Source organism: Sphingomonas aquatilis, assembly GCF_014196115.1.
Classification (GTDB): Bacteria; Pseudomonadota; Alphaproteobacteria; order Sphingomonadales; family Sphingomonadaceae; genus Sphingomonas; species Sphingomonas aquatilis.
In genome coordinates this window covers 1-17,937 of sequence record NZ_JACIDB010000012.1, presented here as the reverse complement: position 1 = coordinate 17,937, position 17,937 = coordinate 1, and the positions used below count along the sequence as shown (strand labels likewise).

Here is a 17,937-nt window from a genome sequence, read left to right as displayed (position 1 = left end):
AGCGCCTTGCCGCTTCTCGGCGCCGACAGGCACTGGGTGGACCGCCGAGATCACGGCTTGCGCTCGGCATCCTTCCTGTCGGCCTCGGCCGGCGTCAGCCTGGCGCGCTCGCGTATGCGGCGTTCCAGCGGCGCTCCGACGAACAGGACGAGCATTGCGAGGCTCACCCCGCCGACGATGAGCGGCCACACTGCCAATCCCGCTGCCGCGCCGATCGTGGCGGTGACCCAGATGCACGCGGCGGTCGCCAAACCATGCACTTCCTGACCCTGGCCGACCCGCAGCACCGCACCGGCACCGATGAAGCCGACGCCGGACAGAATGCCCTGCATCGCCCGTCCTGCGGCATCGGCGTTTACGTTCGGCAAGCCACTATGCACGATCGCCTGCACGGCGATGCAGCTCGCCAGACCGACCAGACCCAGCGTTCGCAAGCCCATGATCTGCCGGTTCTCGCGCGAGCGTTCCCAGCCGAGCACCATCCCGGCCGCAGTCGCCACCACCAGCCGCCCGATCGCGTCGATCCAGAAGCCGATGTCCGATGCCGCTGACGCTTCGATCATTCGACCAGCACGTGCACGTGATGCCAGGCGGTGCACAGATAGCCGGCGAAGTTCCACATCGTGTCCGGTCGTTCGGGCTGACCCTGTCCAGCCCCGTCAAAGGCGCGCACGACAAGGTGCTGGCGCCCCTTCGCGAGCGTGGCGTCGAGGGTCCAGCGCCGCCAACCCCAGTGCGTCTCCGGATCATCGGCAAACGTCGCCTGTTGCCAGTCGCGACCACCGTTTACCGACACCTCGACGCGCGAGACGCGGCGCTCATAGGCGATGGCGTAACCCTCGATCCGCACCTCCCCGGCCGACAGAGCATCACCCGAGGCTGGCGAGCAGATCGCGGCGTTGAGCGGCATGGCATTGATGGTCAGACCCTGGCTCCAGTCGACGGTGTCGCTCGTCACATCGGCGGGAAAGAGCTTGTAGTCGTGCGACTGGATCGGTGCGTCGGAGGGTGCGTCGCGCACCTCGATCCGTGTCAGCCATTTGGCGCTGCGCACGCCGGCATAGCCCGGCACCACCATGCGGAGCGGGGCACCGTGTTCGGGCGTCAGCGGCTCGCCATTCATCGCCCAGGCGATGAGGACGTCGGGCTCCCGCGCCTTGCTCATGGCGATCGATACCCCGAACAAGGCTTCCTCGCCCTCCACGTCCACCTCGTCCGCGCCGGTAAACGCCACGAACAGGTCGGACGCATCCGGCGCACCGACGGCATCCAGCACGTCGGACAGTCGTACGCCGGTCCACTCCGCATTGCCGATCGCGCCAACGTCCCACGGGTCGCCGGCTGTCTTGGCGACCTGCTGGAGATCCGTGCGCCGGTTGCCGGCGCACTGGAGAACTGCCGTCACCGTGCGCGTGGCAAACGTGCTCTTCAGCTCCTGCACCGAGAAGGAGCGGCTCGCCATGCCCGTCCCGCTCACTTCGATCCGATGATCGGCAGGCAGATCAGGCACCGCACCATGGCTGCGCACATAGAACAGCGCCTGCGGCGTCAGGAACCGCTCGATCAGCGCGCCGGGCGTCGGCTCGGCGTTGTAGGGATCGGATTTGCGCTCGATCATATCGGTCATGAACGATCAAACGCCGCGAGCGCGCGGATCGCTTCAAATATCGGAGGTCATCGCAGATGAAGAATTGTTGATCGTTCCGATATGCAGATTGGAACGAACGCATCAAACGGTTAGTCGTCTTGATCAAGACGCGCGATATATGCGCATGACCCTGGAGTAGCTCAGAATATTCGTCGATGTCCCGGAGTGCGAATACGTCATCAAAGCAGCGGAGGCGCTGTCCCAGCCTAGCATCGAGGCTGTTAAGCCATCGGCGGTGTACGATGTGGCGACCCTGCCGGAGTCGGCGGCGAATGCCGAGCGTGGCATCAGTCAACTCATCGCGGGCGCACTCGCTGACGAGAGCGACGGACCGCCGGACGAACGGTTTAATCGCCGTACGATGGATGTCGATCGGCAGGGCCCACGCTTCGCAGTCGCTTCAGTAACAGTTAACCGCGACGATAGGCCAACCTGGCTGGACGTCATTACCGGACGTCGGGTAGCAGGCTCGTTCAGCTTAGCCGACACGCTCGATGCCAAGGCGCCGGGTAACATTAGCGCTTCGCGTGCCGCGCACGTCTCCGTGAAACTGGCCACTGACCGATGGCGGATTGGGCAGGCGCTGGCGGTGCTCTTGCAGCGGCTGTCGGCATCGCACTGGAGGACACGGCATTAGGCTGCACGTCGTTCGACATGATTGGGCGGCGCAATTCCTAAACTAAACGGCCCCACGCCATGAGACGTAGGGCCGTAAAGCAGTCAGGCGAGAAGACGCACGTCGGACTCACGCTTGTAGAAGCGCTTTGCTGCAGCTTCCACAAAATCGTGATCGACGTCGACCACGCCATCGTCCGGCTCGACGCCGGCTTTCTCGAGCAACGGCTTCGTCGCTTCGGTCATACCGATCGCCTTGAGATGCCCGAAGGCATCCATGACGAACTGAATGGCCGGCCCCTGCTTCAAGAGTGAAGCGCATCCCTCCTCGTTCACCAGGATCGCGACAGCATCGAAGATCTGGCTTGGGGTACCAGCCAGCTGCCCATCCGCCTTGCGCTTACTGCCGTCAGACAAAGTGATGCCGATCTTTGGCGCGACGATCACCGCCTTGCCCTTCTCGGCCTCGATCGCCGCGACGAGCTTCGCCAACCCTTCGGCGTTCGTACCATCGGCGATGAGAATGCCGACGGCGCGACCTTCAAGAACAGGCTTCATGTTCTTGTGGATCGACAGTGCATCCGAAGGCGGCATGTCGATCGTCGGCCGGGCAGCCGGCGTGGCCTCGGGAAGATCGATCCCGAGCCCATCGGCGACCCGGCGTGCCAGGTCCTCGTCGACGTTGCGCAGATTGGCGACCATGCGCGCAGGCACCTTGTCGAGCAGCCCCACCTTCGACAGCTCGAAAACATAGGCCGACGCGATATGCGCCTGCTCGCTTTCTGTTTGCGAACGATAGAACAGCCGGGCCTGGCTATAGTGGTCGGCGAACAGCTCGGTGCGAACCCGCATCTTGTCGCCCTCCTCGTCCGCGCCGGTCGCCGCGTTGGTCGTGACGAACCCGCGCTCCATGCTCGCGCGCGGGCCACCTTCCTCGCCATGCTCCGCCAGACTGTTCGGTTCGTAATTCGCACGTCCCTTCGGCACCCGCGTCTGCATCAGGCCATCGCGCTGGAAGTTGGCAAAGGGACACCGCGGCGCATTGATCGGGATCTGATGGAAGTTAGTCGTGCCGAGCCGTGACTTCTGCGTATCCAGGTAACTGAACAGACGCCCCTGCAGCAGCGGATCGTTGGTGAAATCGATCCCCGGCACGATGTTCGTCGGCAGGAATGCAACCTGCTCGGTCTCCGCAAAGAAATTGTCGGGATTGCGATTCAGGGTCAGCGTACCGATGACCCGGACGGGAACGTCCTCCTCAGGTATCAGCTTGGTCGCATCCAGCACGTCATAGGGCTGAGCCTCGGCGAACGCCTGATCGAACACCTGGATGCCGAGATCCCATTGCGGAAAAGCGCCCGTATCGATTGCCTCCCACAGGTCGCGCCGCTGATAATCATTGTCAGCGGCCTGGAGCTTGTTTGCCTCATCCCAGATCGTCGATTGAAGGCCCAGCCGTGGCTTCCAGTGGAACTTGACGAAGCTCGATCTTCCTTCCGCGTTGACGAGCCGGAAGGTATGGACGCCGAACCCCTCCATCATGCGGAACGAACGCGGCAGTACGCGATCCGACATTGCCCACATCAGCATGTGGGTCGTCTCGGGCATCAGCGACGCCCAATCCCAGAAGGTGTCGTGAGCAGTCGCCGCCTGCGGATAGGCGCGATCGGCTTCCATCTTCACGGAATGGATCAGGTCGGGGAACTTGATGGCGTCCTGGATGAAGAACACTGGGATATTGTTGCCGACGAGGTCCCAATTGCCTTCGCGGGTGTAGAACTTGACCGCAAAGCCGCGAACGTCGCGCGGCGTGTCCACCGAACCGGCTCCGCCCGTCACCGTCGAGAAGCGGACGAACACCTCGGTCTTCTCGCCCTTGGTAAATACCGCAGCCCGTGACAGATCGCTGATGTCGTCCGTCGCTTCGAATACGCCGTGGGCGCCGGATCCGCGCGCATGAACAATTCGTTCCGGTATACGCTCGTGATCGAAATGGAAGATTTTTTCACGCAGCACGAAATCCTCGAGCAGCGTCGGACCCCGCTTTCCAGACTTCAGGCTGTTCTGATTATCGCTGACGGGAACGCCGTGATTGGTGGTCAACACGTCATCCTCGCCGAGCGGCTGCTGGTGCGGCTCGCCGCCGTTACCGAATTCGGTCTTGCGTACGTCGGTCATGAAGCACCTCAAGTAGCTGGATGAAAAAGAACGATCTCAACCGTCCGGGGGTTGCTCGCAAATCGACACGATCGTAGCGCGTGAGGGCGAACAAGGACGTCGTACGGACCGTATCAGGCGGGGGCTCGGATAATCTCGATTTGATCTGATCGCCGTGAAAGCGGATCGTCGGACGGCAGGTTGTTCGTCATGCTCCCACCATCATTGAAAAGCGAGGCGCGCTTGGCCGAGTAAAGGGCAGCCAACCGAAGGTGCGCTGCCCGTGCACATTCGTGAACGGAGGACATAGCCAGCGTTCGCTCCGCGCGTTCGCGCCGCGCGAGATAGGTTTGTTCGTCCTTGATATCTTGCATGATGCCTCACTCCTGCATGACAAAAACGTCGTTATTGCTTGAGCAACAGTGACACCGCATCGCGTTCCTGCACGAGTTCAGCAACGCTACGTTGGATCATGATGTGCTGGAAATCGTCGAGCCGCAGCCCTGATACGCGCTCGACCGATCCGGGTGAGCAGATCGCTGGCACGCCGCACATCAGCCCCTGCGGAATATCGTATTCGCCGGTCGAAGACAGGCCCATCGAAACCCAGCGTCCGTCCGAGCCCAGCAGCCAGTCACGCATATGATCGAGCGCCGCGTTGGCGGCAGACGCGGCCGAGGATGCGCCGCGCGCCTCGATGATCGCGGTGCCACGCTGCGCCACTTGGGGGATCATCGTATCGGTACACCATTCTGGGTCGCCGATAATACGAGGTAATGGCTCCGCGCGAACCATCGCATTCGTCCAGTCAGCATACATGGTCGGCGAATGGTTGCCCCAGACCGCGAGCTGCTCGATCTCGCCCACGTTGACGTTTGCCTGTGCCGCCAATTGACTGGCAGCGCGATTGTGGTCGAGCCGGATCATCGACGTGATGTTGTCGCGGGCAAAGCCTGGAGCATGTTCGGCCAGAACCCAGGCGTTGGTGTTAGCCGGGTTGCCGACGACCAGCACCTTCGCCTCACGCTTTGCCGCACGATCCAAAGCATGGCCTTGCGTGCGGAAAATGGCAGCATTGGCGGCGAGCAGGTCGCGGCGCTCCATACCCTTCGAGCGGGGTCGGGATCCAACCAGGAACGCAGCATCGATGTCGGCGAATGCGACGTGCGGATCGGCTGTGACGTCGACGCTGTCGAGCAGTGGGAACGCGCAGTCCTCAAGCTCCATCACAACGCCCCAGACCGCCGGGAGAGCTTGCTCGAGGTCGAGGAGCTGAAGCCGGACGGGTTGATCGGGACCGAGGAGGTCGCCGCGTGCGATCCGAAACAGGAGAGCGTAACAGATTTGACCAGCGGCGCCGCTAACGGCAATCCGGACGGGAGTCTTGGCTGACATATTGAAATCCTTGAATGAAGCCTGACAAGGAAGAAGGGGGAAGAGCGGAGAGCGTATTGCAGCCCGCTCTTCACCGTTAGGGTGTCTCGTCTCGAAAGTAGGCGTGTCAATCTGCGTAGACGATTGTTCGGCCGCCTTGATTGTTGGTCCAGGAAACCCCGTCGATTATGTCAGCAGCGGCGAACCGGTTGGGCGTACAAGCGCCGCATCGCCGCATTCAGGCGTCAGCCAACCAAGCAGCCGCGGCTGCTTGTGCGCCAGCCAATAGTCGATGCTGAAGAAGCGTCCGCCGCCATAGAACAGCAGCACCGCCAGCATGATGACATAGGTGACGGTGAATTCGATCCCATTGTTCAGAATAATTGGATCGCCCAGCTGAGTGATGTAGTTGAACCGACCGGGGAAGTTCTGCGCCAGCCATTCCATGAAACCCTGGAAGCGAAGGGTCGATTCCGCCGTCTTGCCCGCGATCGCGGCCCATCCATGCGACCAGTGGACCGACAGACCGGCGACCGTCATGGTTACCATCAGCGGGATCGAGATCAACCGCGTGAAAAGGCCAAGCGCGAGGCAGATGCAGCCCGCTGTTTCGGTTGCGGTGGCCAGTGTCGCCATAAGCAACGGGGCGGGCATGTTGAGCCCGCCCTGTGCCGCGGGTGCACCAAACCATTGTACTAGCGCGGAGAAGCCCGTCAGTTTGGCATGGGCCCCTTCATAGAAAATCGGGATCAGATAGAGACGGATCGCAAGCAGCGGCAGGAAGTCGAGGAGCTGGACGCGACGGAACGCGGTATTCAGCCAGCGGAAGATCATCATCGGGAAGTGTCCTTCTGATCGGCAAAAACGAGAAGCTGTTTGGCAAGGCCTTGCCCGATCCAGTCGGGTACCAGCGGTAAGAGGGATGGTTCGACGGCTTCGGCCAGTCCTCGCGATGTCATCGCCTCTTCCTGCTCCAGGCGGTCCAGCAGCAGGCAGTCGCTGACGGTCAGCGGGCGGGTGAGGACATGATGCTCGCGCGTCCGGTACACCCCGTGCGGACGCGGTGGCGCGGGTTTGAGGCTGTCGTTCGCATCGATGAGCGCGGGATCGAACGGCAGCATGACCACGCGCAGCGTAGGATTGGCCGTGACCGGCCCAGCCGCATCGGTGCTCCCGGCGGCATCGTCCGACAGCGCCGCCGGGTCGATCTCCACTTGGAGCAACACCCATTCATATTCGATGATGGGCATCAGCGCAGACGGCAGCACCGGCTGCCCTTGGACGAACAGCACGAATTCCGTGGCGATCTGGTGGAATTGCGGCCGGCTGGCGGGATGTGCGGCGACGAATGCATCCGCCGCCCTGACCACCACGGCCTTGCCTGCCATGCGCGCCACGGCAGGAAAACTGCTGCGGATGGCTCCGGCGACATTCTCGCGGAGCAGTTGGCCGTACAGATCGCTGGGATCGCGCCGCGCCTGGCCCGCAAGGCCCGCCACCTCCTCGCGCAGCCGGGCGGGCGCGGCCGCGTCAGGCGAGCGCATGGGCCGGCTCCGCCATGGCCGCCTGCACCGCCGCCACCTCCCCAGCCAGCTCGTCGAGCGAGGGCACGAAATTGTCGCGCTCTAGCAGCAGCGGTCGTGCCCCGTGGCACTGCCACACCGACCGGCCAAGCGCGATCACCGCCTCGGCGACCGGCGTGCCATGCGTGTCGAGCAGCGTGCCGTCCTCCAGTTCCAGATGGCCGGCGATATGGTAATAAGCGATCGCGTCGGACGGCAGCGCGGTGACGAACGCCAGTGCATCCTCGTGATGGTTGTGCGCGTTCACATAAGCGTTGTTGATGTCCAGCAGGAGACCGCAACCCGACCGCTCGACCAGCGCCGAGATGAACTCGGCCTCCGGCATCTGGTCCGGGAAGCCATGGTAATAAGAGATGTTCTCCAGCACGAGTCGGCGCCCGGTCGCCTCCTGCACCTGGTCGATGCGATCGGCCAGATAATCGAGGTTGGACGCTCGCCGGGGCACCGGCAGCAGGTCGTAGAGATAGCCGGTCTCGTCGCGCGACAGGCTGAGGTGATCGCTGTACAGGTCGATACCGTAATCGTCGAGAAAACGCCGGACATCGGCCAGGAATTTCCGGTTCAGCGGTTGCGGATCGGCGATCGACAGGCTCAGCCCGTGCGCTACCAGCGGGTAGATGTCCGCGAGGCGGTCGAGCTGGTCGCGCTTACGTCCGCCGAGCCCGAGCCAATTTTCCGGCGCGATCTCGAGGAAATCGATGTCGCCCCGCCGGGGCTGGTCGCACAAGGGCGCGACCAGTTCCGGACGAAGGCCCACGCCGCGGGCGGTGGCTCTCAGCGGCCGCATACGCCCTCGGCCAGCCGGTCCTGGCTGGTCTGCGCGACCTTGTATCCCTTGCCGCTCAGGCCGCACTGGCCGTCGCGGGCGCGGACCAACTGGCCGCTGGGGTCCTGCTTCAGCTTGGTCTGGGCATAGATTTTTTCCGTGCCGCACTTGCCGCTGGCGCATTTGCCGCCGCCGTGCGCCGCCGGGCTGGCGGTGGTGGTCGCGGCGGGTGCGGCCTCTGCCGCCTGCGCCGCGCTGGCGGCCAGCGAGGTGACGGCGATGCCGAGAATCAGTTCACGCTTCATGACAACAACTCCTTGGGGTCAGCGGGACAAGGGGAAACAGGACAGGTCGCGTCCCGCGGCGACCGGGCCGTGGTAGAAGCCGCGGATGATCTGGATGTTGTGATCCTTGTCGCGCAGCGACCGGCCCATGAAGTGGTCCAGCACCAGCATCCTGGGGTGCGTTGCCGCCGCGATCTTGCCCACCACGGTCGGCGGGGCGTGCAGGAAGCGCGAGGCGGTGTCGGCATCGTCGTCGATCGCCGCCGGCATCATCAGGATGTCGGCGCCACGCGCGAAGTCCAGGAACTCACGCCGGCTGCCGTTCTGGTCGGCGGACAGCACGATCACGCCCTTGGGCGTTTCGATGCGAAAGGCGAGGGCGGGCACATCGCCATGCGGGATACCGAGCGCGGTGATGGTCACGCCGTCACCGCGCCACACCAGGGTCGGCGTTGGTTTGGCGACATTGACGTCGAAAGCGTGAACGTCGAGCTTCAATCCTTCACTGGCCGAGGACAGACCAGACAGGTAGGCGAACGATCCCCGCCCTTTGCCGAACTCGCGCTGGAAGAACCCGGTCATGCTGGGAAAGTTGGTATTGCCCGTCGGGCCGACCAGCCTCACCGCATGGCTGTTGGCGAGGAAATAGCCGCCCTTCAAGATCGCGGGCAGATCGGCGCTGTGATCCGTGTGGAAATGCGAGATGCCGATGAAATCGAGGTCCTCAAGCCGAGCACCCGACTGGCCGTAGCGCAGGTACGTGCCGCCGCCGGCATCGATCAGGATGCGAGCCTTGCCATTGATCCAGATAATTGCCCCGGACGATGCGCGGGCATCGTCGGAGATCGGTCCGCCCGAACCAAGCAGCTGCAGTGCAACGCCGCTTGTCCCGCATTGCGGGGCCTGCTGCGCCATCGCCGGCGATGCCGTGGCCAAGACAGCCGCCATGGGCAGGCTACGCAAAAGCTTTTTCATTGGAGGGATCCTTGATGCTCCGGGAGCGCCATTGCCGAGCCGGGTTTTCACATCGGCCACGGAGAGCTGCACGGTCACGGCGGAGGAGGTTGAAACCATGACACGGGGATGCCCCGACGGTTTAAATCAATCCAACCGTTTGATTTGATGGTTTAGATCACGGATCGAGATCGGTTACGGTGACCGTTGAAGTTCTAAGCTGGAAACCATCGGCCACCACCGTAGCGCTTCAGCAACGCGCAGCAGATGCAAGGCGCCGACGGCATCCACTATAAGCGAGGCGGCGACATAGTCCGACCTCGCACATCCCGAATTGCATGACGCTGGGGAAGGGAACTTTGAGGGAAAAAAGCGGTCAGCACCGCATAGGCCATGGTGGGCCCGATCACCGACCCAGCCTTGGCCGAAAACACCGATTAATTTGTGCCGAACTGGTAAGATATAGCGTTGCCCAATACGACATCAATGCCGAAGGCAACTGCAAATATCTTCATGCGATAACTGAGTAGATCGCGATAAACTCGTAGACCGGTCAGAAGCTAAGCATGTTGGGGACGAGCATGTAGCGGACGAATCATGTCGAGAAATTCGTAAAAATGAAATGTAACACCTCCGTGGACGCGAATTGGGCGCGGGCCAAGATCACGGGTCGAGCTGTTCCCGCATCTTACCCACTACCTTCAGGCTCATCCCGTCACAGGAGGGTGCCCGCTCCGACCAATCTCCGCCGTTTGCGGCAGCCTGCGGACGGCTCCGCAGACGCTGTGCGATCACCCTACCCCATTTGCGACACGCGGGCGATGATCCCGATGACCGCAGCCAGCACTGCCATGCAGGCCGGCAGAAACAGCATCTGGATCACCGCCTGTCGCCCGGTGACGACGTCGTTCAGTGTTTCGACCGGACCGGCCAGGAATTCACGAAAGCTGCGCTGGCGCTCCCCCGGCATGGCGGCGTCAGCCGCCAGGATGCCGCCGACGATCAGCCCGAAATAGACGATCATCAGCACCGTCACCATCGTCATCACCAGTCCGGCCGACGTGTCGCGGGCAAAGAAGGTCCAGAAGCTGGTGAGCATCGTCGCGTAGATACCGACCAAGCCGAGCAGTGCGCCGGGGTGAACGCCGCGCGAGGCGACGCCGGGCGCGGTGCGCTCAATCGCATCGTAGTCGTCGACGTCATGCACCAGCGTCAGCATCGGACGCGGGATCAGGTCATCGGCGGACACATCATGGTCGACCTGTCGGGGCAGCGTTGCCATCGTTCGAACTCCATTCTCGGCGGGGCGCGAGATGCGCGACATCGCGATGAGAAGATGGTTGAACGTCTCACATCAGTCCAACTGATCTTACTTTTCAATCCAATCTGAAAAGGAGATTTATGACTGTCGACGTTAATGACGCGGCTGGTTATGATGGTAGAACCGCACTGATGTCCTTCAAAGTCATAATGGCATCACCGGCGATAATTATATCTACCACCAGCGATAATGGGCAATCCTCAAAATCCATTACCACCCGGCGTATTTGGCCCAGCACCTACGGCACGGCAAGCAGTTCATAGAGTATAGACTATTCTGACCTGAAACATCACCGGGTGCGCCCCGGCAGATCAGCAAATAACAAATCGCACCACGGCACTACTGAGGACAACTTATCCGAAGACTAGTCCTTATGGAAAATATTTCTTGAAGAGTGAAAGACGTTGAAAATGATTAACGCACTGATAAGGTACGCCCTTCATCGCGTACGAATGGGGCAAGATTGGCCAGACCTTTACCCGATCGGACGGCACCAGGAACATAGATAAGGCTTTGAGCATCGGTACTGATCGGAATCTCCGACGCCATGGTGTACGTAAGCGTGTCGATCGTCGCGAGCTTGTCAGTTCCGGCTAGGCTAACATAGATCCTCGTACCATCGCCAGAGGGCCAAACCGCAGTTGGAGGTGCTTGCAGCGGGACGGTCGTCACAGCCTCCAGGCTATCGGTTCTATAGACCTTGATCGCAGGTACATCGCCACCAACGCCGACATACGCGAAAGAATCATCCGCGCGCTGGGCGAAGTTGAGGGCGCCTGCCGCCGGGCCAGTTTTTATCGCCTCGCGCACCGCAAACGGCGGCTTGGCAGCAAAAACCGTGGTCGTGCCGCTGTCGCGGCGTGTCGCCCAGATCTGTTTACCGTCTGGCGACACTGCGATTGCTCCCTCTCCATCGCCGATGCTGGCAACATTTCCGACGATGCGCCGATGCGCCACGTCGATGACCATGATGGACGGCATTTTAGTGAGCGACACAAAGGCATAGCGTCCGCTAGGCGACAGGATGGTAGCGCCCGCTCCGCCGTTCGCTGGAATACGAGTGATCTCTCGCGCAATTTTAGGGTCTACGATCGCGATGGCATTTTCATCGCCGAGCGAAACCCAGAGTTCGTGCCCGTTGGGTGTAAACGCGACGGCGGTCGGCGAACTCTTGAACGCGACCCGGCCGCGTTTCGTGTTAGTAGCCAGATCCACAAACGTAACGCCTCTCGTCGCTGATGTCGATATGGCCAACGTCCGCCCGTCACGCGTCGCAGCCATCCGTGGGACGTTCAGGCTGAGAAAGGGTGTTTTGACAATTGCGCCCTTCGAAAGGTCGATCGAGCCCAATTCACTGCCCGCGGCAGGATCGATGACGGCAATGTTCGTCGATGTCGGATCGGACACGTAAATCCGGTCCTGATGACTTAGATCGATGTCCGGCCTTGACCATGGCGACTGAACCGCCATGAGATCAGCTGGAAAACTATCTGCAACGGGCGCGGCCCAATAGGCCTGAGCGGTTACCGGGAGTGGCGCTGCTGACGCCAACATCGCGGCAACCAGAACGATTGCAGCTTTCATCGTTTGATCCTTATCGCAGATCCAGCGGGTGATCGTGCCGGTCCGATACCGTTAGATCGACCGATATGCCCCTCGCGTCCAACGCGTGGTCACGATGGTTTCAATACACAATCGTGATCAATTATCGCCCATCATTCCGGCCAGCCGATTGTAGCGGCCATGTTCAACCATTGGACCGATGAACGTGTGACAGTGATCCATACGCGCGAGGTCTGACAAGTTTGGCGGCAATGAAGCTGCTACCCGGAATTATTTTCGGTCAGGGAGCGTTCGTATTCCATGGGGAAAATGCGGATGCGGGGCATGTAGTTTGCGACCCGAATGAAGCCACACCGCCATTATTCGGATGACGAACGCGCATTAGGTTTTACAGTGTTCGACAAGCCGAGTACGACGATCATCGACGCTTTGCTTTAACTGAGCATCTCGGCCATCCTCTCTCATAGGAAGTGAGATACACGTTGCGAAGCGGATCATATTACAAGCAAGACAGCACAATTTTTTGCCTCAAGACATGAACCCGGCACAAGAATATATTTGACGAGCGAACTGGTAGAATGCGGCTCACGTTTCGACGACTAGGCGGCACACGTGCCATCATCATTTTTGATTGATCCCTATAGTCAGCGTCCCTTAGGACACCTCATCTGCTCGATTCAGACTGGCGGGATGGTAGGAGTAGCGCGTAATCATCCTCTCCGCGCCGACCAGCTCGACGTCGAGCATCGTTAATATAGAGTTGACGGCATTAACGATCTGGGCATCGTTCGGCCCTTCCGTCATCTGGCAAATAGGCAAGTGTCCTGCCCGCCAGGCGGGCGCAAAGGCGGGAGCCATCAGCCGCGGCGCGGTCATGCGGGTCAATTCATTGCCGTTGATCTAGATGGCCGAACGTCGTGTGCGGCGCAGGCCGATCGGAACGATCACCGATCCTGTTTGGACCTTTGACGCGATCGGCGGCTAGGCCATCGTCATGCCTACGTTGACCCAAGCCCTGGCCGCCTGCGCGATAATACTCACGACCGCGTGCAGCGAAGCGATCGTCCCGTCAGCAATATCCTCAAATGACGCGAACGTGCCGATCGCTGGCCCCCGTGACGCCACAACCGTCGTCAGCGTCTTTTCGGATTACCGATGTGGGCATTGCCGCGCGTTCCATGCGGTGCTCGATGGCTTCCGCCGCGACAACCCAAATGTCCGCATCGTCTATCGTGACTGGCCGGTTCTGGGTTCGGCGTCCAAGGAGGCAGCGCGCTGGGCTATCGCCAGCGCGATGCAAGGCCGCCACGCTGCGTTTCACGATGCGCTGATGGCTGCACCGAAGGAGATGAGCGTAAACGATCTCTCGCAAGCTGCGGCGCATGCCGGGTTGAATATGGACCGCCTTCGTCGCGATCTCGTCTCGCGGGAAGACGCGATCGATGCGACCTTGCGCGAAACCGACGCTCTGGCGCATTCCTACGGCCTGCAGGGTACGCCGGGGATCGTCATCGGCAAGCTGGTGATCCCAGGCGCGATCGACCGGGCGATGCTCGACCGCGCGGTTGCCACGGTACGCAATTAATCATGAAATGCGATCGGAACGAACCGATCAACGAGATGGATAGATTGTTTAATCAAGCCTAACATCGGCGTCAGGAGATTGATCATGACGCTGGAGCAATTGAGAATATTTGTCGGCGTGGCCGAGCGTGAACACGTTACGCGTGCGGCCGAGGCGCTGAACGTCACGCAGTCCGCTGCTTCCGGCGCGGTTGCGGCCCTCGAAGCGCGCTACGGCGTTCCGCTGTTCCACCGCGTCGGGCGTGGCATCCAGCTGACCGAGGCAGGCCGAGGCTTTCTGGAAGAAGCGCGCGCGGTGCTGGGGCGGGCAGCGCATGCCGAGACGATGCTGGCGGACTATGCCGGGCTTGCGCGTGGATCGTTGCGGATCGTCGCAAGCCAGACGATCGCGAGCTACTGGTTGCCCGCAAAGCTCGCCGCCTTCCACGAACGCCACCCGCAGATCGCGGTCGAGCTGGCGATCGACAACACTGAGGGTGCAGCAGCGCAGGTCCTGAGCGGCGCGGCCGAACTCGGCTTTGTCGAGGGCGAGGTGGACGAACCGGCGCTGGCGCATTGGATCGTAGGGCGTGACCCGATGGTACTGGTCGGCCGCGAGGAAGCCGAACGCATCGACGATGCCTGGCTGCGCGCTGCACGCTGGATCGTCCGCGAGCAGGGTTCGGGCACGCGCTCGACCTTCGAGGACGTACTGCGAACGCGCGGGTTTGATCCGGCTCAGCTGACGGTAGCGATGACGCTGCCGTCGAACGAGGCGGTGCGTACCGCGGTCGAGGCCGGTGCCGGCGTCGCTGTGTTGTCGCGATTGGTCGTCGCACGCGCGCTTAAGGCCGGCGATCTGGTCGAGCTGCCGCTTGGGTTGCCCGATCGCGCCTTTCACGCGCTGCGCCACAAGGAACGCTATCGCACCCGCGCGGCCGACGCGCTGACGGACCTCATCAAGGAGCAGGTCGCATGACTGCCGACACCCCCTCGGTCCTGACCGGCCTCAAGCCGCTCAGCCGGCTTGACCATCCGCGCGAGATGATCCGCCAGTTCACGCCCAACTGGTTCGCCGCGACGATGGGCACCGGTATCCTCGCGCTCGCGCTGCCGCAGGTGCCCGGCATCGGAACTGCGTTGAAGCCGGTCGGCGAGATGTTGTGGTTCTTCAACATCGCGCTCTTCGCGCTGTTCGCCGGCCTCTATGGCGCGCGCTGGGTGATGTTCGGGCACGAGGCGAGGCGCATCTTCGGGCACAACACCGTGTCTATGTTCATCGGGACCATCCCGATGGGCCTGGCGACGATCATCAACGGATGCCTCGCCTTCGGGATCGCGCGGTTCGGTAACGGCATCGTGCCGGTCGCACACGTCCTGTGGTGGATCGACGTCGCCATGTCGCTCGCATGCGGCGTGCTCATCCCGTACCTGATGTTTACCCGCCACGAGCACAGCCTGGACGGCATGACCGCGGTATGGCTGCTGCCGGTCGTCGCTGCCGAAGTGGCGGGTGCCAGCGGCGGGCTGCTCGCGCCGCATCTGGTCGATCCTCACGCGCAGATGGTGACCCTTGCGACATCCTATGTGCTGTGGGCCTATTCGGTGCCGGTCGCGTTCGGCATCCTCGCCATCCTGATCCTGCGCATGGCGCTCCACAAGCTGCCGCATGAGAGCATGGCGGCATCCTCCTGGCTGGCGCTGGGGCCGATCGGCACCGGGGCGCTGGGTATGCTGGTGCTCGGGGCCGATGCGCCGGCGATCCTCGCGGCGCACGGGCTGGCCGGTGTCGGTACCGTCGCGCAAGGGATCGGCGTCGTCGCCGGGCTCTGCCTGTGGGGTTTCGGCCTGTGGTGGCTGGCGCTCGCGACGCTCATCACCATCCGCTACTGGCGCGCCGGCGTGCCGTTCAACCTCGGCTGGTGGGGCTACACCTTCCCGCTCGGCGTCTACACCGTCGCCACCTTCCGCCTCGGCACGACGCTGAACCTGATGTTTTTCGGTATCGTCGGCACGGTGCTGACGGTTGCGCTCGCGGCGATGTGGCTGCTGGTCGGTGCCAAGACGCTAGCCGGTGCATGGCGGGGCAACCTGTTCGTCTCGCCCTGCATCGCCACCCCGAACTGATCCGCTGTGGTGATCGGATCAGTCGGTCCGATCACTTGCAGAACGCCCCTTCGATCCGCCAGCGTGGCTGGCCACAGGAGAGCCTTGTCATGGACAATTTCGACGCCGGGCTGGCGAGTGAGACCAGCCGTCGCCGCTTTCTCAGGCATGCCGCCCTCGGCAGCGCCGGCCTTGCCGCAGCACCTGCGCTGGCGCAGCAGCTCGTCGACCTGAAGCTGCCTGGCGGCAATGCCGAACGGCCGATGACCAGCGCCTTTCCCGGCAAGGGCAGCATGATCCTCCAGCGTGTCCATCCGCCCTTGCTGGAGACGCCGATGGACGTGTTCGACAAGTCGGTGTTCACCCCCAACGACCAGTTCTTCGTCCGCTGGCACTGGGCCGACATCCCGACCTCGATCGATGTCGAGACTTTCCGCCTCAACGTCTTCGGCCACGTCAACGGACCGCTGTCGATCAGCCTCGCCCAGCTGCTGCGCCTGCCGCGGGTCGAGATGGCGGCGGTCAACCAATGCTCGGGAAACAGCCGTGGGCTGTTCCAGCCGCGTGTCGCCGGCGCACAATGGGGCAATGGCGCGATGGGCAACGCCAAATGGCTCGGCGTGCGCCTGCGCGACGTGCTCGATCTCGCCGGGGTCAAGGCAGGCGCGGTACAGGTGCGCTTCGGCGCTCTCGATCAGCCGGTGGTCGCTGGCGCCCCTGACTTCGAGAAGGCGCTCGACATCGACCATGCCCGCGACGGCGAGGTGATGATCGCCTTTGGCATGAACGGCGAGCAGCTGCCGCTCCTCAACGGCTTTCCCTGCCGGCTGATCGTGCCGGGCTGGTACTCGACCTATTGGGTCAAGATGCTGAACTCGATTGAGGTACTGCCCGGCCCTGACGACCAGTATTGGATGGCCAAGGCCTACAAGATACCGGCGACGCCCGGCGCGAATGTCGCGCCCGGTGCCAAGGACTTTCCGACCGTTCCCATCAATCGCATGATCCCGCGCAGCTGGATGACCAGCCTGCCCGATGGCCAGGCGATAGCTTATGAGGCGTCGATCCCGGTCGGCGGGATCGCGATGGGCGGCGACTGCGGCGTCGCCAAGGTCGATGTATCGTCGGACGGTGGCCGGACGTGGTATAAGACGACGCTCGGCGCGGACGAGGGCAGGTACAGCTTTCGCCGCTGGGACGGGCGGGTGCCGCTCCGGCGCGGGCCCAACCCGATCATGGTGCGCTGCTGGAATACCAACGGTGTCGCCCAGCCGATGAAACCGATCTGGAACCCGGGCGGGTTCATGCGCGGCAACATCGAGACCACCACCATCATCGCGGCCTGAGGAGCGAGTAGCATGAAGACCCCGTCTCCCGGCATCATGGCCGCTGGCCTGATCGGCCTGACCGGCATTATCCTGGTCTCGATCGGTGCGCCGAGCAGCCGCAAGGCGCCTGCCCCGATCTCCGAGACATCCGAGCCGGCGCCGCCCGCCAGCGTCTCAGCCCACGGCTTTTCGCTCGCCTCGACCAGCGTCGACCTGCCGGTCGATGACGCGACCTACCCCGATGGTCCGCACGCCGACGTCATCAACGCCAACTGCACCTCGTGCCACTCAGCCAGCATGGCGCTGACCCAGCCTGCGCTATCGGCGGATCAGTGGAAGGCGACCGTCACCAAGATGCGTGAGGTGTATAAGGCGCCAGTGGCCGAGAAGGACGTCGATGCGATCGTTGCTTATCTCACCGCTATGCCGAGCCAGAAGGTGGCACCCGCGACCGGCAAGGCGCAGGACCCGGACCCCAAAGTGGCTCCTGATGTCTCAGGTGGAACCGGCTAACCGATCTACTTCCATAATCCCGAAATACCATCCCAATTGGGACGCTAAACGGCGCGCTGACGTGGCGTTAGACCCCATGACTGCCGGAGCCTTGGAGGCTCGAATCTGAGATGCTGATGATGGATTTGTTAGCAGCGGAGACGAGTCATGACGGAGGCAGTG

The 17,937-nt window shown here is 62.5% G+C and carries 18 protein-coding genes; 5 read left to right on the top strand and 13 right to left on the bottom strand.

The annotated features are described in order from the left end of the window. Positions 1–50: 50 nt before the first annotated feature. From GGR47_RS17005 to GGR47_RS16945, 13 genes are all read right to left on the bottom strand, one after another. Entirely contained in the window at positions 51–563 is a 513-nt protein-coding gene (locus GGR47_RS17005; protein WP_125994329.1) for an MgtC/SapB family protein, read from the bottom strand. Then, positions 560–1,627 carry a molybdopterin-dependent oxidoreductase gene (locus tag GGR47_RS17000; protein ID WP_126053448.1) on the bottom strand — a complete coding sequence of 356 codons (1,068 nt, stop codon included), beginning with the start codon at positions 1,625–1,627 and terminating at the stop codon, positions 560–562. Before GGR47_RS17000 ends, GGR47_RS17005 begins: the two co-directional genes overlap by 4 nt. 741 nt (positions 1,628–2,368) lie before the next feature. Further along, on the bottom strand, positions 2,369–4,441 hold the full coding sequence (locus GGR47_RS16995; RefSeq protein ID WP_061781383.1) for a catalase: 2,073 nt from the start codon (positions 4,439–4,441) through the stop codon (positions 2,369–2,371). Positions 4,442–4,554: 113 nt separating this feature from the next. Then, positions 4,555–4,794, bottom strand: a complete 240-nt coding sequence (locus GGR47_RS16990) for a hypothetical protein (RefSeq protein WP_126053449.1) — start codon at positions 4,792–4,794, stop codon at positions 4,555–4,557. A gap of 31 nt (positions 4,795–4,825) precedes the next feature. Next, entirely contained in the window at positions 4,826–5,815 is a 990-nt protein-coding gene (locus GGR47_RS16985) for a malate dehydrogenase (RefSeq protein ID WP_061781382.1), read from the bottom strand. A 165-nt stretch (positions 5,816–5,980) separates the two neighbouring features. Next, positions 5,981–6,631 (bottom strand): HvfX family Cu-binding RiPP maturation protein, encoded by a 651-nt coding sequence (locus GGR47_RS16980; protein WP_082795162.1) that lies wholly within the window; start codon positions 6,629–6,631, stop codon positions 5,981–5,983. Next, positions 6,628–7,338: an HvfC/BufC family peptide modification chaperone gene (locus GGR47_RS16975; RefSeq protein ID WP_061781381.1), complete on the bottom strand. Its 711-nt coding sequence runs from the start codon at positions 7,336–7,338 to the stop codon at positions 6,628–6,630. Before GGR47_RS16975 ends, GGR47_RS16980 begins: the two co-directional genes overlap by 4 nt. Next, the gene (locus GGR47_RS16970) at positions 7,325–8,164 is read right to left on the bottom strand and encodes an MbnB/TglH/ChrH family RiPP precursor modification enzyme (protein ID WP_061781380.1); all 840 of its coding nucleotides are present in this window, start codon (positions 8,162–8,164) and stop codon (positions 7,325–7,327) included. Before GGR47_RS16970 ends, GGR47_RS16975 begins: the two co-directional genes overlap by 14 nt. After that, positions 8,152–8,448 (bottom strand): hypothetical protein, encoded by a 297-nt coding sequence (locus tag GGR47_RS16965; protein WP_061781379.1) that lies wholly within the window; start codon positions 8,446–8,448, stop codon positions 8,152–8,154. The genes GGR47_RS16970 and GGR47_RS16965 overlap by 13 nt, the downstream gene beginning before the upstream one ends. A gap of 18 nt (positions 8,449–8,466) precedes the next feature. After that, positions 8,467–9,480: an MBL fold metallo-hydrolase gene (locus GGR47_RS16960; protein ID WP_241229470.1), complete on the bottom strand. Its 1,014-nt coding sequence runs from the start codon at positions 9,478–9,480 to the stop codon at positions 8,467–8,469. A 697-nt stretch (positions 9,481–10,177) separates the two neighbouring features. Continuing rightward, positions 10,178–10,663, bottom strand: coding sequence for a hypothetical protein (locus GGR47_RS16955; protein ID WP_061781377.1), 486 nt, complete (start codon positions 10,661–10,663; stop codon positions 10,178–10,180). Between the two features lie 453 nt (positions 10,664–11,116). Then, complete coding sequence (locus GGR47_RS16950; protein ID WP_125994336.1) at positions 11,117–12,286, bottom strand: YncE family protein; 1,170 nt, start codon at positions 12,284–12,286, stop codon at positions 11,117–11,119. Between the two features lie 633 nt (positions 12,287–12,919). After that, complete coding sequence (locus GGR47_RS16945) at positions 12,920–13,141, bottom strand: hypothetical protein (protein WP_061781375.1); 222 nt, start codon at positions 13,139–13,141, stop codon at positions 12,920–12,922. Between the two features lie 220 nt (positions 13,142–13,361). On the opposite strand from GGR47_RS16945, the gene GGR47_RS16940 reads away from it, so the two are divergent. From GGR47_RS16940 to GGR47_RS16920, 5 genes are all read left to right on the top strand, one after another. Next, positions 13,362–13,850, top strand: coding sequence for a DsbA family protein (locus GGR47_RS16940; protein WP_164541310.1), 489 nt, complete (start codon positions 13,362–13,364; stop codon positions 13,848–13,850). A gap of 84 nt (positions 13,851–13,934) precedes the next feature. Beyond that, a complete protein-coding gene (locus tag GGR47_RS16935; protein ID WP_061781373.1) occupies positions 13,935–14,807 on the top strand; it encodes a LysR family transcriptional regulator in 873 nt (290 codons plus the stop codon). Then, the gene (locus GGR47_RS16930; protein ID WP_125994337.1) at positions 14,804–15,955 is read left to right on the top strand and encodes a TDT family transporter; all 1,152 of its coding nucleotides are present in this window, start codon (positions 14,804–14,806) and stop codon (positions 15,953–15,955) included. Before GGR47_RS16935 ends, GGR47_RS16930 begins: the two co-directional genes overlap by 4 nt. 89 nt (positions 15,956–16,044) lie before the next feature. Beyond that, positions 16,045–17,280, top strand: coding sequence for a molybdopterin-dependent oxidoreductase (locus GGR47_RS16925; protein WP_061781612.1), 1,236 nt, complete (start codon positions 16,045–16,047; stop codon positions 17,278–17,280). Positions 17,281–17,292: 12 nt separating this feature from the next. Further along, a complete protein-coding gene (locus GGR47_RS16920) occupies positions 17,293–17,775 on the top strand; it encodes a c-type cytochrome (RefSeq protein WP_126053417.1) in 483 nt (160 codons plus the stop codon). Positions 17,776–17,937 lie beyond the last annotated feature (162 nt).

Bases quoted from the DNA above. Each gene is read 5' to 3' on its own strand.
- GGR47_RS17005 (WP_125994329.1), bottom strand. From the start codon at position 563: ATGATCGAAGCGTCAGCGGCATCGGACATCGGCTTCTGGATCGACGCG.
- GGR47_RS17000 (WP_126053448.1), bottom strand. From the start codon at position 1,627: ATGACCGATATGATCGAGCGCAAATCCGATCCCTACAACGCCGAGCCG.
- GGR47_RS16995 (WP_061781383.1), bottom strand. From the start codon at position 4,441: ATGACCGACGTACGCAAGACCGAATTCGGTAACGGCGGCGAGCCGCAC.
- GGR47_RS16990 (WP_126053449.1), bottom strand. From the start codon at position 4,794: ATGCAAGATATCAAGGACGAACAAACCTATCTCGCGCGGCGCGAACGC.
- GGR47_RS16985 (WP_061781382.1), bottom strand. From the start codon at position 5,815: ATGTCAGCCAAGACTCCCGTCCGGATTGCCGTTAGCGGCGCCGCTGGT.
- GGR47_RS16980 (WP_082795162.1), bottom strand. From the start codon at position 6,631: ATGATGATCTTCCGCTGGCTGAATACCGCGTTCCGTCGCGTCCAGCTC.
- GGR47_RS16975 (WP_061781381.1), bottom strand. From the start codon at position 7,338: ATGCGCTCGCCTGACGCGGCCGCGCCCGCCCGGCTGCGCGAGGAGGTG.
- GGR47_RS16970 (WP_061781380.1), bottom strand. From the start codon at position 8,164: ATGCGGCCGCTGAGAGCCACCGCCCGCGGCGTGGGCCTTCGTCCGGAA.
- GGR47_RS16965 (WP_061781379.1), bottom strand. From the start codon at position 8,448: ATGAAGCGTGAACTGATTCTCGGCATCGCCGTCACCTCGCTGGCCGCC.
- GGR47_RS16955 (WP_061781377.1), bottom strand. From the start codon at position 10,663: ATGGCAACGCTGCCCCGACAGGTCGACCATGATGTGTCCGCCGATGAC.
- GGR47_RS16950 (WP_125994336.1), bottom strand. From the start codon at position 12,286: ATGAAAGCTGCAATCGTTCTGGTTGCCGCGATGTTGGCGTCAGCAGCG.
- GGR47_RS16945 (WP_061781375.1), bottom strand. From the start codon at position 13,141: ATGACCGCGCCGCGGCTGATGGCTCCCGCCTTTGCGCCCGCCTGGCGG.
- GGR47_RS16935 (WP_061781373.1), top strand. From the start codon at position 13,935: ATGACGCTGGAGCAATTGAGAATATTTGTCGGCGTGGCCGAGCGTGAA.
- GGR47_RS16930 (WP_125994337.1), top strand. From the start codon at position 14,804: ATGACTGCCGACACCCCCTCGGTCCTGACCGGCCTCAAGCCGCTCAGC.
- GGR47_RS16925 (WP_061781612.1), top strand. From the start codon at position 16,045: ATGGACAATTTCGACGCCGGGCTGGCGAGTGAGACCAGCCGTCGCCGC.
- GGR47_RS16920 (WP_126053417.1), top strand. From the start codon at position 17,293: ATGAAGACCCCGTCTCCCGGCATCATGGCCGCTGGCCTGATCGGCCTG.